General features: G+C 39.4%; 13 protein-coding genes. 4 read left to right on the forward strand and 9 right to left on the reverse strand.

All coding sequences use genetic code 11. The annotated features are described in order from the left end of the window. The first annotated feature begins 156 nt into the window (after window positions 1-156). Complete coding sequence (locus JNUCC23_RS11955; protein ID WP_403071211.1) at window positions 157-1,491, forward strand: uracil-xanthine permease family protein; 1,335 nt, start codon at window positions 157-159, stop codon at window positions 1,489-1,491. 224 nt (window positions 1,492-1,715) lie between these two features. On the opposite strand, the gene JNUCC23_RS11960 is transcribed toward JNUCC23_RS11955, so the two are convergent. Continuing rightward, complete coding sequence (locus JNUCC23_RS11960; RefSeq protein WP_454211636.1) at window positions 1,716-2,513, reverse strand: HAD-IIB family hydrolase; 798 nt, start codon at window positions 2,511-2,513, stop codon at window positions 1,716-1,718. An 89-nt stretch (window positions 2,514-2,602) separates the two neighbouring features. Between JNUCC23_RS11960 and JNUCC23_RS11965 the strand changes: the two genes are divergently transcribed. Then, a complete protein-coding gene (locus JNUCC23_RS11965) occupies window positions 2,603-3,301 on the forward strand; it encodes a Crp/Fnr family transcriptional regulator (protein ID WP_403071205.1) in 699 nt (232 codons plus the stop codon). Window positions 3,302-3,660: 359 nt separating this feature from the next. Here JNUCC23_RS11965 and pdxT read toward each other — a convergent pair whose 3' ends face one another. Next, window positions 3,661-4,248: a pyridoxal 5'-phosphate synthase glutaminase subunit PdxT gene (gene pdxT, locus JNUCC23_RS11970; protein ID WP_403071202.1), complete on the reverse strand. Its 588-nt coding sequence runs from the start codon at window positions 4,246-4,248 to the stop codon at window positions 3,661-3,663. Then, complete coding sequence (gene pdxS, locus JNUCC23_RS11975; RefSeq protein ID WP_062179315.1) at window positions 4,248-5,135, reverse strand: pyridoxal 5'-phosphate synthase lyase subunit PdxS; 888 nt, start codon at window positions 5,133-5,135, stop codon at window positions 4,248-4,250. Before pdxS ends, pdxT begins: the two co-directional genes overlap by 1 nt. Window positions 5,136-5,259: 124 nt before the next feature. Here pdxS and pdxR point away from each other — a divergent pair, with 124 nt between their 5' ends. Further along, window positions 5,260-6,660, forward strand: coding sequence for a MocR-like pyridoxine biosynthesis transcription factor PdxR (gene pdxR, locus JNUCC23_RS11980; RefSeq protein ID WP_403071196.1), 1,401 nt, complete (start codon window positions 5,260-5,262; stop codon window positions 6,658-6,660). A 154-nt stretch (window positions 6,661-6,814) separates the two neighbouring features. Here pdxR and rfbB read toward each other — a convergent pair whose 3' ends face one another. The 4 genes from rfbB to rfbA form a co-directional block, all read right to left on the reverse strand. Next, window positions 6,815-7,789, reverse strand: a complete 975-nt coding sequence (gene rfbB, locus JNUCC23_RS11985) for a dTDP-glucose 4,6-dehydratase (protein ID WP_454211639.1) — start codon at window positions 7,787-7,789, stop codon at window positions 6,815-6,817. Beyond that, entirely contained in the window at window positions 7,790-8,644 is an 855-nt protein-coding gene (rfbD, locus tag JNUCC23_RS11990) for a dTDP-4-dehydrorhamnose reductase (RefSeq protein ID WP_454211641.1), read from the reverse strand. It lies immediately after the preceding gene. Between the two features lie 4 nt (window positions 8,645-8,648). After that, window positions 8,649-9,209 (reverse strand): dTDP-4-dehydrorhamnose 3,5-epimerase, encoded by a 561-nt coding sequence (rfbC, locus tag JNUCC23_RS11995; RefSeq protein WP_454211643.1) that lies wholly within the window; start codon window positions 9,207-9,209, stop codon window positions 8,649-8,651. 68 nt (window positions 9,210-9,277) lie between these two features. After that, complete coding sequence (gene rfbA / locus JNUCC23_RS12000; RefSeq protein ID WP_403071184.1) at window positions 9,278-10,144, reverse strand: glucose-1-phosphate thymidylyltransferase RfbA; 867 nt, start codon at window positions 10,142-10,144, stop codon at window positions 9,278-9,280. 267 nt (window positions 10,145-10,411) lie between these two features. Between rfbA and JNUCC23_RS12005 the strand changes: the two genes are divergently transcribed. Then, window positions 10,412-11,803: a glycosyltransferase gene (locus JNUCC23_RS12005; protein ID WP_454211645.1), complete on the forward strand. Its 1,392-nt coding sequence runs from the start codon at window positions 10,412-10,414 to the stop codon at window positions 11,801-11,803. A gap of 302 nt (window positions 11,804-12,105) precedes the next feature. On the opposite strand, the gene JNUCC23_RS12010 is transcribed toward JNUCC23_RS12005, so the two are convergent. Together JNUCC23_RS12010 and JNUCC23_RS12015 are read right to left on the reverse strand one after the other, a co-directional pair. Beyond that, window positions 12,106-13,182, reverse strand: coding sequence for a tetratricopeptide repeat-containing glycosyltransferase family 2 protein (locus tag JNUCC23_RS12010; protein ID WP_454211647.1), 1,077 nt, complete (start codon window positions 13,180-13,182; stop codon window positions 12,106-12,108). 441 nt (window positions 13,183-13,623) lie between these two features. Next, window positions 13,624-16,809, reverse strand: coding sequence for a beta strand repeat-containing protein (locus JNUCC23_RS12015; protein WP_454216054.1), 3,186 nt, complete (start codon window positions 16,807-16,809; stop codon window positions 13,624-13,626). Window positions 16,810-17,298: the final 489 nt, after the last annotated feature.

A 17,298-nucleotide genomic window follows, 5' to 3' on the forward strand; every position in this document is an offset into this window, starting at 1 on the left:
TAATTTTAAAAATATATTAAGAAATTGTCAACAGAAACCGAATGTTTTTTTAAACAATTAAAAAAATGTTCGTTTTTTTATTTACGAAACGGACTTTTTCTCCTATAATAACGTTTATAACTTTCACAAACATATTTCCGAGGGGGAAAGTATCAGGTGGAACACCAAAAGAATAATTCAGAAGTATTAGTAGGAATTGATGAAAAAATCAGTGTTGGGAGATCGATTTTGCTTGGATTGCAACATGTACTGGCTATGGATCTCTATATTGCACCAATCATCATCGCCGGCTTATTGGCGCTTGATACGAGTAATACAACGTTCTTTGTACAAATGTGTTTTTTAACGGCTGGTGTTGCGACAATCATTCAAACTGGATTTGGAATTAAACTTCCAGTCGTACAGGGACCATCCTATGTTCCGATCGGTGCTCTTGCGGCAATTGGGGGGAAGCTAGGACTTGGAGCTATTTACGGAAGCTTGATTCCCGGAGCAATTTTAATCGCGTTGCTTGGATACCCATTGAAAGTTTTTGCGAAAACGGTTGTGAAAATAATCCCACCACTCGTTGGCGGAACTGTAATTGTAATTGTTGGAATTTCTTTAATGCCAAATGCATTTAATAGCATTTACGCAGCACCCGGAAACTTAGGTCACAATGTCATTGTTGCAGCTGTATCAGCTGGTGTATTAGTTGCCTGTATGATTCTTGGTAAGCAAGCAAAACACTTTGGGACCTTTTTCAGACTTGTTTCAGTTATTCTTGCAATCATAGCTGGTACAATCACAGCTCGTCTTTTTGGTAAACTTGACTTTTCAGCTGTTTCCGATGCAGCTTGGTTTTCCCTACCTAAGCTATTTCCTTTCGGAGCACCTATATTCGATATGAGTGCTATTTTAACAATCCTCTTTATTTATTTAATTATTTTAATTGAAACAACTGGCACATGGTTCGTTGTCTCTAAAGTGACGGATAGTGAATTAACGGAACAAAGATTGAATAAAGCATCATTTGGTGAAGGTCTTGGTTGTTTCGTTAGCTCGTTATTCGGCGGAACTCCAATGACAGGATATTCCTCAAATGCCGGAATTATTGCTATCACTGGTGTTGCTAGTCGAATGGCGATTCTCGCAGCTGGTGCGATCTTGATTGCTTTAGGACTTATGCCGAAACTTTCCGCTTTGATTATTTCTATTCCTGAGCCTGTAATCAACGGAATTTTCGGAATCGTCTGTGTAGCTATAGTTATGAATGGATTTAAAGTTATCCAACATGTCGTAGTAGATGATCGTAACATGATGGTGATTGGTATACCTATTCTATTGGCAATCGGTGTAACCGTACTTCCAAAGGACATACTCTATTCTTTACCTGACTTTGCAAACTATCTACTTTCTTCTGGAACTGGTATAGGTGCCATTTCTGCTGTTGTTTTAAATTTGATTATTCCTCATGAAAAACCTAAACAGAATTTGCAGAATGCTGGGTAAGACTTAAAAAAATCCTTACGTTAATAAACGTAAGGATTTTTTTATTAACCGTGAATTATTAGTGGATAACACCTTGTAAAGGACAATAGTTAGATTAGGCTGTTTATCCCCCACATATTTTATTCTTAATTCTCTAAACAAAGATAAAGTTAGGAGTATTGTACCCTGTTAAACCAGGAAAACAAGTAGGTTGGTTTGTTTAGGGCTTTAGTTATGTACAAAACTTAATTGGTTACTGCTTGTAAGTTTACAGGCCTATTTAATGGGTTTATCTTTCCCAGCTCACCAAATCTTTGTATTAAATGGTTTTCTATATCGTTATCTAATGGCAATTGTTCAGATGAGAATGGGTTTAGCTGTGCATTTTCGCCAATCATAACTGAATACTTTGCATGTTGAAACATTGTCATATCATTTGCATCGTTGCCAAATGCAATATACTCCCCTTCTTCCACACCCAATTGCTGTAATCCACTCCATTTATCTACTCCTTTTGGGCTTATATCTAAGATTCCTTCATTTCCATGAATGTGAACTACTACTTCCATTTTGCTAAGTTGTTCTGATACTTCTCCCACGTTATCTGAAGTAAGTATCAAGATTTTTACAATTGACTGTAATTTATCCAGTTCAACATTTTTAGCACATTTTTGTGGGTCAAGGTTATTTAAAATGGGATGATTAGCTGGCCCCGTATAAGCGTAATTCCAATCGCTATCTATTAAGTAAGAAACATTATACGTCTCTAGTAATTGAACAATATCGGCGAGTGTTTCTTCCGCAAAACCCACTGATAATATAATTTTTCCGTTTATTGCAACCATTGATCCATTTCCACCAATCATTGGGTATTGATGAAAACGTGCATGTAATACGGGGAGTAAATCACGTATTGGCCTAGCTGAAGCAAAAATGACTTCATGCCCTTGTGCTACTAACTTTTCTAACGATACTAGTAGTTTTTCAGAAACAGGCTGACCTTTAAAGCAGATTGTCCCATCTAAATCGAATACAAATTTCATTCTACTCCACTCCTACATTTTTTTATTGTTCTTATCATATCAGTTTATCTTATAATGAAAAGGACATATGTCCCAAAAAGGAGTTCTATATGAAATATATTCAAGATTCGGAGCTACTTGAAAAAATTTTACAGGAGTATCATGTTGAAGAAATGTTTGATCAAACAAAGCAACTCCCATTTACACTACAGCAATATACACCAGATGAAATTATTCTACTTGAAGGAATGGAGATGCAATCACTGTTATTCTTGGTAGATGGGAAAGTGAGAATAACATCAAGTATCGAAACCGGAAGATCACTTTTACTACGATTTATTCACCCTTTTTCCATCATTGGAGATATTGAATTAATCCGTGATGTTCCCGTTCAATCACAAGTTCAAGCAGTCAATGAGTGCTTATTAATCGGACTTCCCTTCGATTATATAAAGCAATACGAAATAGACAACCCAAAGTTTTTGCATACACTTTTAGAACATGTATGCTATAAACTTCAAACTTGTACAACAGCTTCTCGTGTAAACTTATTAGCATCTGTTGAAAACAAATTTGCGAGTTACCTTATGTCTACGATATCAGCTGAACCTAATAACAACTTTGGAATAGAGCTAACGACTTCCAACATCAAAGAAATGGCAAATTTACTTGGCACGACATATCGCCATCTAAATCGAATTATTCATTCTCTTACTCAAAAGAACATTATTGAAAGAGACAAAAATTCTATTCGTATATTAAATTGGGATGATTTAGATAAAGCATCCAATGGAATTCGATATAAGTAAAGATGAATAACACTGATTTCTTCATGGGTTATCCATAAATGTTTACATCCAAATCATCTTTGCATAGTGTACTTAACCAGTTTCTTAAGTATTATTCCACAATCTTTAGTCGAGTAACTTTATTGCCACTAAGCAGTTCCTTAATCTACCTTTCAGTTGAGATTTCCTTTTCTCTTTTCATTACAAAAATACCCCTTTTGATAAACAGATCCAAAGGGGTGAAACATCGCAACTTTATTTGAAACCCGTAACGAAATTTAAACTTTTATAAAATATCAAGAAACAAATATGATTTCGAATACCATAAAAAAACAGTCTCCCCCAATTATTAAATTACATTTTGAGGAGACTGTTTTTCATTAAACACCAGCTTTTAGATTTTCTTCGACCATGTCAATAAATTGTTCCAATATACGTATATCATTCGTCAACTCTGGATGAAAAGCGCTGACAAGAATATTTTTTTGTCTTGCACAAACGATTTTCCCTTCATAGTATGCAAGTACTTCAACGTCTTTGCTAGCTCTCTCTCCATATGGTGCACGAATGAAAATCGCTTTAAAAGGCTGAGCTAAATTTTTTATATCTATGTTCACTTCAAAGCTTTCACGCTGACGGCCAAACGCATTCCGCCAAACTTCGATATCAATTAATTGTAAATGAGCGGTGTCAGATCCACTTACTTTTTTCGCGAGTAAAACCATACCAGCACATGTTCCAAAGATTGGCTTGCCTTGCTTTGAAAATTGCAGGATCGGTTCCATAAAGCCATAACGATCCATTAGCTTCCGCATCGTTGTGCTTTCGCCACCGGGAAGAATTAAGCCATCGAGCTCTGCTAATTGGTCAGTTTGCTTTACAATTACGGCTTTTTGTCCAGTTGCTTCTATCTGTTTCACATGTTCACTAATGGCACCTTGTAAGCCTAAAACACCAATCGTTGCCATTACCAGCCACGCTCCTGCATTCTTTCTGCTTGCGGTAATCTCGAAATATCGATGCCTTTCATAGCGGTTCCTAATTCTTTGGATAGCTTCCCAATTAAATCATAATCAGTGAAATAAGTTGTTGCTTGGACAATAGCATTCGCGAATTTCTCTGGATCTTCTGATTTGAATATCCCAGAACCGACAAATACGCCGTCCGCTCCAAGCTCCATCATTAATGCTGCATCAGCAGGTGTTGCCACGCCGCCAGCTGCAAAGTTCACGACCGGTAATTTGCCAGCTTCTTTAATTTGTTTCAAAATCTCATAAGGAGCGCCAAGAATTTTTGCTTCAGTCATGATTTCGTCATCGTTCATTAAAGTAAGTTTACGAACCTGTGCTTGCACTTTTCGCATATGACGAACTGCTTCTACAATATTCCCTGTACCAGGCTCCCCTTTTGTCCGTAACATCGATGCTCCTTCACCAATTCTGCGTGCTGCTTCCCCTAGATCACGACATCCACAAACAAATGGAATTGTAAAGCTGCTTTTTAATAGATGAAACTCTTCATCAGCAGGTGTCAATACTTCACTTTCATCAATATAGTCCACACCCATCGCTTCTAGCACTCTCGCTTCAACGATATGGCCAATTCTAGCTTTCGCCATGACCGGAATCGTTACAGCATTCATAACTTCTTCTACAATTCGCGGATCTGCCATTCTAGCAACTCCACCTGCTGCGCGAATATCAGAAGGTACTCGCTCAAGTGCCATGACCGCAACAGCTCCTGCTGCTTCCGCAATTCTTGCTTGTTCCGCATTGACAACGTCCATGATGACGCCACCCTTTTGCATTTGAGCCATTCCTCTTTTAACTGCATCTGTTGCTACTAATTTCTCCATTCTTAATCCCCCTAAAAAAATATTTGCAATTTTCATTTATATTCCTTAGTATAAAAAGAAAGTGGCATCATTAAAAGTGTCAGTTTTCCATTAAATAACGGTGTCAGAGGAGAGGTTATTAATTATGAATATGCTTTCATGTGTATTAAATCGGGAAATAGCCATCCCTTTATATGAGCAATTATATGAATATATTAAAACAGAAATCATTGAAGGTCGCCTAGAATTCCAGACAAAGCTTCCGTCAAAACGAAAATTAGCGCAGCATTTACATATAAGCGGGAACACAGTAGAGACGGCTTATGAACAGCTAGCGGCTGAAGGGTACTTAGAGGTCAAAGCTAGGAAAGGATATTATGTCATGGACTTGGAGGATTTAGAATATGCAGGCGCAAAAACTGATATTTTGCCATTGTATGAATCTAAAAAAACATATGACTATCACTTTCATCCGAGTCAAATTGATACCGAACATTTTCCTTTTGCACAATGGAGAAAGTATGCAAAAAACACGATGGATTTAGCCAATCAAGAGTTGCTATTACTAGGTGATGCCCAGGGAGAATATTCGCTTCGCCGAGAAATTGCTACATATCTATACCATGCACGCGGGGTGATTTGTGAACCAGAACAAATTATCGTTGGTGCAGGCATTGAGATACTACTTCAGCAGCTTGTGTTGTTATTTGAGAGGAATTCAGTTTATGGTGTGGAAGACCCTGGATATCATTTATTTCAAAAAATTATCCAAAGCTATGGTAATCCAACATTCCCACTTGAAGTTGATGAAGATGGCATAAAAGTGGAAAGCATTGAAAAGCACAAGATTAATGTTGTCTATGTGACACCATCGCATCATTTCCCTTATGGCTCTGTACTTTCCATTAATCGAAGAACTAAGTTACTCAACTGGGCATCGAGCTCTGAACATCGGTATATTATTGAAGATGATTATGATAGTGAATTTCGTTATACAGGAAAATCGATTCCTTCTTTGCAAAGTATGGATCAATTTGAAAAAGTGATCTACTTAGGTTCGTTTTCAAAATCACTCATCCCATCGCTTAGAATCAGCTATATGGTGCTTCCTAAACCGCTCATGAATCGGTATACGGAGGAGCTTTCGTTTTATCATTCAACGGTATCTCGAATCGACCAGCAAATTTTGACTAAATTTATAATTCAAGGAGACTTTGAAAAACATTTAAACAAAATGCGGAAGCTATATCGACGTAAATTGGACATTGTTTTGACACTATTTAAGCCCTATCAAAACAAAATCTCAATAATTGGCGAGAGATCCGGTTTGCATATTGTGTTAGTCGTCAATAACGGGATGGATGAAACGGCCCTTATCAATCAAGCTGCAAAAGCAAGTATAAAAATCTATCCGATGTCTGCGTATTCAATTGAGAAGAAAATTGATGCACTTCCGGAACTTATTCTTGGTTTTGCTGGTATTCCTGAAGCAAAATTAGATGATGCGATTCAACTATTATTGCATGCCTGGGGATTTTCCAGTTAAATGATTAGAAGGAATGTTTTTCGAGGTGGGATACTTCGTGAAAAAAATCAAAGTGATCCTTACACAACTAGTAAGAACGTTCATAAAATGAATGAACGTTCTTTACTTATTATCAATTCATATAGATAATTGTAGAAATCTTGATATCCTTCTTCTACAGTTGTTTATTCCACCACCATTTGTTATTAAGATACCATTGAATAGTTTGTGTTAATCCTATTTCAAATGAATAGTTCGGTATCCAACCTAATTTCTCTAATTTTGTTGGGTTGATTGCATATCGCTTATCATGTCCTTTTCGATCTTCTACAAACTCTAGCAAACTTTCTGATTTTCCGAGTTTATGGATAATTGTTTTTACTACCTCTAATGTTGTTCGTTCATTATGCCCGCCAACATTATATATTTCCCCCTTTACGCCTTCATGCATCACTAAATCGATGGCTGAACAGTGATCATACACATGTAACCAATCTCGAATATTTTTACCATCCCCATACACAGGAACTTTCTGCTCCTGTACAACGCGAGAAATTGTGAGAGGGATAAGCTTTTCTGGAAACTGGAATGGCCCATAATTATTAGAACATCGTGTAATATTTATGGGTAATCCATAGGTTTCATGGTAGGCACGAACAAGGAGATCAGATGAGGCTTTACTTGCACTATAAGGACTATTTGGTAACAGTTTCGACTCTTCCATAAAAAAGGTGGTAGGATCAAAATCAAGTTCTCCATATACCTCATCTGTGGAAACATGGACAAACTTCGCTACCTTATTTTGATGCGCAGCATGTAATAAGATTTGTGTACCTAAAACATTAGTTCGAACAAAAATTTCAGGATCTGTAATCGATCGATCAACATGACTCTCTGCGGCAAAATGAACGACAAAATCAAACTTCTCTTTCGCAAATAAAGCCTTAATTGCCTCACAATCTGTAATATCCATTTTAATAAAGCGGTAATTTTCTTTTTTCTCAATATTCTTGTGTTTGGATAAATCCCCTGCATACGTTAACAAATCTAAATTATAAATATGATACTCTGGATATCTATTCATCATTTGTTGAACAAAATGACCACCAATAAATCCCGCCCCACCTGTCACAAGAACTTTCTTTTTCATTTACTTCTCCTTTTTTACTAACATACTTAAATAACGTTCTAGGGCATCTTGCCAAGCTGGTAATGATTTAAAACCGTTACTTTTAAGCTTTTCCTTTGACAGTCGAGCATTTTTTGGCCTTACAGCATTCACAGGATAATCTTCGGATGAAACTACACGTACTTGTACATTGCAATTTGATTGTTTGAATATTTCCTCAGCAAACTCGGCCCAACTGCAAAAACCTTCATTCGTAGCATGATAGATGCCATATTTATCTGTTTGGACCATACTTATTAACAATTTCGCTAAGTCATGCGTATACGTAGGGGAACCAATTTGATCACCTACTACCTTTACCTCCTCACGGGATTTCGCAAGATGAAGCATTCTTTTTGTAAAATTATTGCCATTTATTCCAAAAACCCATGAAGTACGTACTATAAAATATTCTTGTAACATACTTTGTACCGCTTTTTCACCTTCATATTTTGTTAATCCATAGTAACTCTTAGGACACGGTAGATCTGTTTCCACAAGCGTTTTCTCACCTAGTCCATCAAACACATAATCCGTGCTAACATACATAAATTTTATATTAAGTTCTTTAGCTACATTCACTAAATATTTTGTGCCTTCCACATTGACATTCCAGCAAGTTTTTTTGTCACTTTCAGCTAGATCAACCGCTGTGTAGGCAGCACAATGAATAATTACATCTGGTTTCAAATGTCTAATATAATGATACACTTCTTGCTCTTTCGTTATATCTAAATTCCTTCTCCTGGTTCCATGTACATCTAATCCTTGCTGCACCCCTTGCCTCATAACATCGTAACCAAGCTGTCCACCGATACCAGTCACTAATAGTTTCAATTCCTCACTTCCCAAATACAAAATTATGTTCAGCATCTTTTAAAAGTGGCGCTTTCTGGTCTTTAGCTGATACTATAGGTTCATTATGAATCGGCCATTTTATATTGATCGTCGGGTCATCCCAGCGTATTCCTCGATCAAAGTTCGATACATATTCAGTATCAACTTTATATTGGACTTCAACATTATCTGTTAGCGTCAAAAAACCATGAGCAAAGCCTTTGGGAATGTATAATTGCTTTTTATTTTCCGCATTTAATTCGATGCCCATCCATTTCCCGTAGCTTGGACTTCCTTTGCGTATATCCACCGCCACATCAAAAATTGCCCCATTTGTACAACGGACGAGCTTGACTTGCGCTTTAGGATGTAATTGGTAATGTAAACCTCGTAAAGTCCCCCTTTCTGTAGATAAGGAGTGATTATCTTGAACAAAAACCACCTCTACTCCTAATGCCTTTAATGTTGTTTGGCTATATGATTCAATAAACCAGCCACGTCGATCATGTAATACAGCTGGTTCAAAAATTAGGACCCCTTTTAACTTGGTTTTAGTAATCTTCATTACGCCACCATACTTTCCTAGAGTAATAATTTTATAGGAATTCAAAAATTTGTACTTTGTATCGCTATTTATCTATCCACTATACGAGTAAGATATTTCCCATAGTCACTTTTTTCTAGTGGTTTAGCTAACGCTAGTAACTGTTCCCTAGAAATATAGCCTTTCCGAAAGGCAATTTCTTCTAAACAAGCTATTCTAAGACTCTGCCGATCCTCAATCATTTCCACGAATAATGAGGCCTGCAATAATGATTTAGGAGTGCCAGTATCTAACCACGCAAACCCTCTACCCAAAAGCTCCACATTAAGCTCTCCTTTATTTAGATAGTATTCATTGATGGTCGTAATTTCAAATTCTCCTCGAGGTGATCGTTTAATACTTTTAGCAATGTTAATGACTTGATTGTCGTAAAAATACAAGCCGGTAACAGCATACGTAGATTTAGGTTGAATTGGCTTTTCTTCTAATGATAAGACGATTCCATTTCGATCAAATTCTACGACTCCAAATCTCTCGGGATCTTTAACCGGATAGCCAAAGATAGTCGCACCTGATTTAATCGCTGCTACTCGTTCCAGCGTTTTTGTAAAATTATGACCATGAAAAAGATTATCCCCAAGTATGAGCGCTACGGAATCTTCCCCTATAAACGGTTCTCCAATAATAAATGCCTGTGCAATTCCCTCAGGCTTTTCTTGAATCATATAAGTAAGTGTAATGCCTAGTTGTGATCCATCGCCAAGTAAGGTTTGATAACGTGGTTGATCTTCGTCGGTTGTTATAATTAGAATTTCTCTAATACCCGCAAGCATTAAAACCGATAGTGGATAATAAATTAAGGGTTTGTCGTAAACAGGCATTAACTGTTTGGAAACAGCTTTTGTTAAAGGATATAGTCTGGTACCAGTTCCGCCTGCTAGTACGATACCTTTCATATTCAGTCACATCCTTCATAAGACTTTTGTCGATTGTCTAGCAAGATTGAAACGTGAAATTACGATTCATCTAATTTATTTTAGTTACTCCCCCCATTTACAATTGGTATGTGTCATTTCATCTACTATGTATGATTTCTACTTCAAATTATCACTTTTCACGACATTAACGTTATATTGCTTTTTTAGTTCAAACAAAATTTATTTCTTGTAAAATATTAATCCACAAGTACATATATATATTTTATTGAATGGAAATCTGGAAGGATGGAGATCGAATTGAAAAAAACAAGTGTGATTATTCTTACCTACAATCAGTTACCTCTAACCATAAGATGTGTGAATAGCATTCAAAAGCACACTGTGATGGAGGAAATTGAAATAATTGTCGTTGATAACGGCTCGACAGATGGTACTGTTGATTATCTTAAGGGTTTACCTTTTATCAAAACTTGTTTTAATCCCAGCAATGTGGGATTCGCGAAGGGTTGTAATCAAGGATTAAAGCTTGCAACTGGTGATTATATTTTATTCATAAATAATGATGTCATTGTGACGGAGAATTGGTTAGATCCAATGATTGAGCTACTAGACAAAGAGAATGTAGGGATGGTCGGGCCTGTTAGTAATTATGTCAGCGGGTTACAGCAGATTTCTGTCGATTATCAAGATATCGAGCAGATAGACGACTTTGCTTCTAGATACTGTGAACAGCAACGTGGAAAATCCAGACGCGTACTACGTTTAGTAGGATTTTGTTTATTAACAAAACAAGAGATTTTGGAAAAAATCGGTGGTTTTGATGAAAGATTTGCATATGGCTCATTTGAGGATGATGATCTATGTCTTCGTGCTATACAAGAGGGATACCAGCTACATATCGCTTTAGATTCTTTTATCCACCATCATGGTCATGCAACTTTTAGCGGAAATCAAGATATCGACATTCATTCCTTATATCATGAAAATCGGCGGAGATTTATAGATAAATGGCAAATTGATTTAACTTATTTCACCCATCCACGTCCAGAAATTGTTGATTTAGTCCCTATTGAAGCTAGGAAAATACTAGATGTAGGCTGCGGTGCCGGTGCAACCGGTTTAGAACTTTTAAATCGGCAGCCTTGTCAATTATATGGGATTGAATTAAATGCATTAGTAAGTTCCATTGCCAAAGCGCATTATGAAACTGTAGATCATACAGATGTTGAAGTACTAGAACTCTCTTACCCACTTAATTACTTCGATACGATTATATTTGCTGACATCCTAGAACACCTAAAAGATCCTTGGAAAGTTATTCAAAATCTGTCTAAATATCTAAAACCTAATGGCTCCATCATATGTAGTATTCCTAATATATCTCATGCTGAGGCACTTATCCCTTTATTACAAGGTAATTGGCATTATACCGATGCGGGAATTTTAGATCGAACCCATTTAAGATTTTTCACCCCTCAAACCGTTCACACATTATTTCCATCTAACCAATTTGAAATAATCGATCAACGTTATCAGCAAATTGCCGTAGAAACCAATGTAGAGCTTTTCCTTAATGAAGTCATTCATTTAGCTGAAAATTTCGGGTATAACATGGATCAATTAGCGAACTACAGTAAGGTTTATCAAACACTTATACATGTAGTAAAACAAGTGTAGAGCTTTTCCTTAATGAAGTCATTCATTTAGCTGAAAATTTCGGGTATAACATGGATCAATTAGCGAACTACAGTAAGGTTTATCAAACACTTATACATGTAGTAAAACAAGAAACGAATGAATAAATCTGATAACACAACTACTTAGATATGAGAAAGAACGGCTTGGTACACAGTGCCGTTCTTCTTTATCTAGCTACATCTCATTTTGAAAGCATATGCGTATATACTGGATGAGGACACATTCACAAAGGTTTTTATACTACAATGATCAGATAAAATAAGCCGACACAAAAACGGAAATTATTTTCCATTTTTAGTCAACCCATCAAAATATTCTTTGTTTGCTAACATTCTCGGATCGTTTGGCCTATATAGTAGTGCTGATTCATTGTGTTTGGAGGCTAATTGATACTGACCTAATCGATCATAACAAACAGCTAGTTGAAGATGTGGTAGCCAAGAAGAACATGCGTTGTTTTGAAAACTTAATTTTTCTACTTCTTTATTTTCTAAACTTTTTCCATACCAATAAATAGCTGTTTGGATTTCATTCTTTTCTAAAAAATAAAAACCTAATCTGCAACATGTTTCCGGTTGAGGGATTCCATATGAGAGTGCTTTTAATGCCCAATGTGCTTCTTGTTCTTTAAGATTGAATTGATGGTAACAATCTGCTAATTTGCTACATGCACGAATATTATCTTCTACCCAACCTTGCTTGGTTCTTAGAAAGCGAAGATAATATTCAATCGCTTTTTTATAATTTCCATGATCGACTAATTCATTTGCATAGTAAAACAAGTCTCGTGGAGAGAATTCTTTTCCTTCCGTTAGCATTCTTTCATAAATAACGAGGTTGCGATTGGGATCGTGAGTAAGTGGTAAATGTGTCACCGCTATATCACTATCATGGATGATCCCGTGAACGGCTAAATATTCATGTACCTCTCCTATCCAAAGGAAATGGTTTTCCCTTTTAACTAAGCGATTTCTCCTTATACTTGTCGTTATATTTTGCTCTTCATCGGAAGCTAAATGATAATTCATCGATACGGAATCAGTATTTCGATTCAAAGTCTGTTTAAGATGAAGAAATTTTTTTTGATCAAGTTCTAAAAATGCATCATCTGCATCCAACCATAAAATATAGTCCTTTGTTGCTTGATTAAATGAATAGTTTCTAGCTGCTGCAAAATCATCGATCCAGGAAAAATCAAAAATCCGGTTCGTATACAAATTAACAATTTCCTTCGTGCGATCCGTAGAACCAGTATCAACAATATTGATTTCATCTACGATATCACGCACAGACTCTAAACATCGACCAATTACGTCTTCTTCATTTTTCACAATCATACATAGACTAATTGTAATCAAACACTCCCCCCCTATTCCTTTCATAAATATATGCAAAATTAATATATTATTTCCGAAATAATTTTAATTATTGCAAATCTTCCTCAGTAAGAGAGGACACTTCTTAATCTAAGATAACTGGTTTCAAAATGAATGAGCTGATCTTGCTACTGATATCAAAAAGTTTTAAGCGACAGCAATGATTAAGTAATTGAATTTAAGCAAGACCTCGAAGTCATAAAAACAGACCACTTCATTATTATTAAATTACGAATCACACAAAAACCGAAACTGAAATTAGATTTCAATCTTAGGTCTTCGTGTGACTATAGAGTTTATTTAAGAACAAATTGAGTTATCCTCAAACCTCGTTACTAAAAATTTTGGAGTGAATAGCACATCTATGATTTTTGGATAGACAAAGTTAAACTCCCTTACTAGATTTCATTGCTAAAAAGTTATTTAATTGATTGTGATCCCCGCACTTGCATAACCTGCAACGGTAGTAAGAAGAGTAATTCCTGTTCCTGTTACAGAAAACACCATCAATAGGCGATCTCGTGCAGTTACCGGAATGTTCAATCCTGTAGTAAGACCTTGACTAATAGCGCCAATTGCAATTACTCCATTTAGAGATGGTGTTAACGTTACTGATGCTCCAGGAATTGCAGTAAATGTGTTGTTAGCCGTTGGTCCAGCTGATCTAAATAGTTCGGCAGTAACAGTTACTGATGATGTTAAGAGACTTAATGCCACTGTAGTACTGAAGAATCCGGATATTGAAGTAATCGTACCACTTCGTGGAACTGTAAATGCCATATTAAGAAGTGTTCCTGCAGCGCCTGTTAGATCAATCGTTGTTCCTCCTACAAGAACAGCAGGAGCAGAATTTCCAAATCCGATTAGACCTGTCGTTCCAGCTAATCCACTTACAAGTACAGTCATTGCAACTGGAATCCCTGATGCATATGGAATTATAGCACTAGAACCTGTGGCTCCTGTCGATCCGGTTGAACCTGTCGCTCCTGTATTTCCGGTTGCTCCGGTTGAACCTGTCGCTCCTGTGTTTCCGGTTGCACCTGTTGATCCGGTAGCCCCAGTGTTTCCGGTTGCACCCGTTGATCCGGTGGATCCTGTGTTTCCGGTTACGCCCGTTGATCCGGTGGCTCCTGTATTTCCAGTTGCTCCGGTTGAACCTGTGTTTCCGGTTGCACCTGTTGATCCGGTAGCCCCAGTGTTTCCGGTTGCACCCGTTGATCCGGTGGATCCTGTGTTTCCGGTTGCACCTGTTGATCCGGTAGATCCTGTGTTTCCGGTTACGCCCGTTGATCCGGTAGATCCTGTGTTTCCGGTTACGCCCGTTGATCCTGTCAATCCGGTGTTTCCAGTTGCTCCTGTTAAACCTGTGGCTCCTGTATTTCCGGTTGCTCCGGTTGAACCTGTGTTTCCGGTTACGCCCGTTGATCCGGTGGCTCCTGTATTTCCAGTTGCTCCGGTTGATCCTGTGTTTCCGGTTGCACCTGTTGATCCGGTAGCCCCAGTGTTTCCGGTTGCACCCGTTGATCCGGTGGATCCTGTGTTTCCGGTTACGCCCGTTGATCCGGTGGCTCCTGTATTTCCAGTTGCTCCGGTTGATCCTGTCGATCCGGTGTTTCCAGTTGCTCCTGTTAAACCTGTGGCTCCTGTATTTCCGGTTGCTCCCGTTGATCCTGTCGCTCCTGTATTTCCAGTTGCGCCTGTTGATCCTGTCGATCCGGTGTTTCCAGTTGCTCCTGTTAAACCTGTGGCTCCTGTATTTCCGGTTGCTCCCGTTGAACCTGTCGATCCTGTGTTTCCGGTTGCTCCGGTTGAACCTGTCGATCCTGTGTTTCCGGTTGTTCCTGTCGATCCGGTGACTCCTATGTTTCCGGTTGCACCCGTTGATCCGGTAGATCCTGTCGATCCGGTGTTTCCAGTTGCTCCTGTTAAACCTGTATTTCCGGTTGCTCCGGTTGAACCTGTCGATCCTGTGTTTCCGGTTGATCCGGTTGAACCTGTCGATCCTGTGTTTCCGGTTGATCCTGTAGCCCCAGTGTTTCCGGTTGATCCGGTAGCCCCAGTGTTTCCGGTTGCGCCTGTTGATCCTGTCGCTCCTGTGTTTCCGGTTGCACCTGTTGATCCGGTAGCTCCTGTGTTTCCGGTTACGCCCGTTGATCCGGTAGCTCCTGTATTTCCAGTTGCTCCTGTCGATCCGGTAGATCCAGTGTTTCCGGTTACGCCCGTTGATCCGGTAGCTCCTGTGTTTCCGGTTGCACCCGTTGATCCGGTGGCTCCTGTGTTTCCGATTGCGCCCGTTGATCCGGTGGCTCCTGTGTTTCCAGTTGCTCCTGTCGATCCGGTAGATCCAGTGTTTCCGGTTACGCCCGTTGATCCGGTAGATCCTGTGTTTCCGGTTGCACCCGTTGATCCGGTGGCTCCTGTATTTCCAGTTACTCCTGTCGATCCGGTTGCTCCTGTGTTTCCGGTTGCACCCGTTGATCCGGTGGATCCTGTATTTCCAGTTACTCCTGTCGATCCGGTTGCTCCTGTGTTTCCGGTTGCGCCCGTTGATCCGGTGGCTCCTGTATTTCCAGTTGCTCCTGTCGATCCGGTAGATCCAGTGTTTCCGGTTACGCCCGTTGATCCGGTAGCTCCTGTGTTTCCGGTTGCACCCGTTGATCCGGTGGCTCCTGTGTTTCCGGTTGCGCCCGTTGATCCGGTGGCTCCTGTGTTTCCAGTTGCTCCTGTCGATCCAGTAGATCCAGTGTTTCCGGTTACGCCCGTTGATCCGGTAGATCCTGTGTTTCCGGTTGCACCCGTTGATCCGGTGGCTCCTGTATTTCCAGTTACTCCTGTCGATCCGGTTGCTCCTGTGTTTCCGGTTGCACCCGTTGATCCGGTGGATCCTGTATTTCCAGTTACTCCTGTTAAACCTGTGGCTCCTGTATTTCCGGTTGCTCCGGTTGAACCTGTCGCTCCTGTGTTTCCGGTTGCTCCGGCTGATCCTGTGGCTCCTGTGTTTCCGGTTGCACCCGTTGATCCGGTAGATCCTGTGTTTCCGGTTGCTCCGGTTAAACCTGTGGATCCTGTGTTTCCGGTTGCTCCGGTTGAACCTGTCGCTCCTGTGTTTCCGGTTACGCCCGTTGATCCGGTAGCTCCTGTGTTTCCGGTTGCACCCGTTGATCCGGTGGATCCTGTATTTCCCGTTACGCCCGTTGATCCGGTGGCTCCTGTGTTTCCGGTTGCGCCCGTTGATCCTGTGGCTCCTGTATTTCCAGTTGTTCCTGTCGATCCGGTGACTCCTATGTTTCCGGTTGCACCCGTTGATCCGGTGGATCCTGTATTTCCAGTTGCTCCTGTCGATCCGGTTGCTCCTGTGTTTCCGGTTGCGCCCGTTGATCCGGTGGATCCTGTATTTCCAGTTGCTCCTGTCGATCCGGTAGATCCAGTGTTTCCGGTTACGCCCGTTGATCCGGTAGCTCCTGTGTTTCCTGTTGCACCCGTTGATCCGGTGGCTCCTGTATTTCCAGTTACTCCTGTCGATCCGGTTGCTCCTGTGTTTCCGGTTGCGCCCGTTGATCCGGTGGCTCCTGTATTTCCAGTTGCTCCTGTCGATCCGGTGACTCCTATGTTTCCGGTTGCACCCGTTGATCCTGTCGATCCGGTGTTTCCAGTTGCTCCTGTTAAACCTGTGGCTCCTGTATTTCCGGTTGATCCCGTTGATCCTGTAGCTCCTGTATTTCCGGTTGATCCTGTAGCTCCTGTGCCTCCTGTACTTCCGGTTACACCTGTGGCTCCTATTGAGGCAGTCGCACCACTGGGTACATTTACATTAACCTCGACTTTTTGTTCTATATTCCTGTTGCGATTCTTTTGTCCATAAGCTGAATATTTTCTATTTTTACAGTTACAGTCAATTGACCCACAATTTGAACAATACATATATGAACTCATATATACACCTCCTCGCGACACTGAGGTATCATATGAATCAAAAATTAAATCTGAATAAGAATAATGCCCATTTTTTCTGTCTTTAAGAACACAAAAGGCCAAGGGCACTGAAAATGAAACATGATTCCAAAAATCATACTCTTTTTTCCTATCGATAAGCTAAAT

Source organism: Peribacillus sp. JNUCC 23, from assembly GCF_053653995.1.

Coding starts and splice junctions, on each gene's coding strand:
- rfbA (WP_403071184.1), bottom strand. CDS start 10,144: ATGAAAGGTATCGTACTAGCAGGCGGAACTGGTACCAGACTATATCCT.
- rfbB (WP_454211639.1), bottom strand. CDS start 7,789: ATGAAAAAGAAAGTTCTTGTGACAGGTGGGGCGGGATTTATTGGTGGT.
- JNUCC23_RS11965 (WP_403071205.1), top strand. CDS start 2,603: ATGAAATATATTCAAGATTCGGAGCTACTTGAAAAAATTTTACAGGAG.
- pdxR (WP_403071196.1), top strand. CDS start 5,260: ATGAATATGCTTTCATGTGTATTAAATCGGGAAATAGCCATCCCTTTA.
- rfbC (WP_454211643.1), bottom strand. CDS start 9,209: ATGAAGATTACTAAAACCAAGTTAAAAGGGGTCCTAATTTTTGAACCA.
- JNUCC23_RS11960 (WP_454211636.1), bottom strand. CDS start 2,513: ATGAAATTTGTATTCGATTTAGATGGGACAATCTGCTTTAAAGGTCAG.
- JNUCC23_RS12005 (WP_454211645.1), top strand. CDS start 10,412: ATGGAGATCGAATTGAAAAAAACAAGTGTGATTATTCTTACCTACAAT.
- pdxS (WP_062179315.1), bottom strand. CDS start 5,135: ATGGAGAAATTAGTAGCAACAGATGCAGTTAAAAGAGGAATGGCTCAA.
- pdxT (WP_403071202.1), bottom strand. CDS start 4,248: ATGGCAACGATTGGTGTTTTAGGCTTACAAGGTGCCATTAGTGAACAT.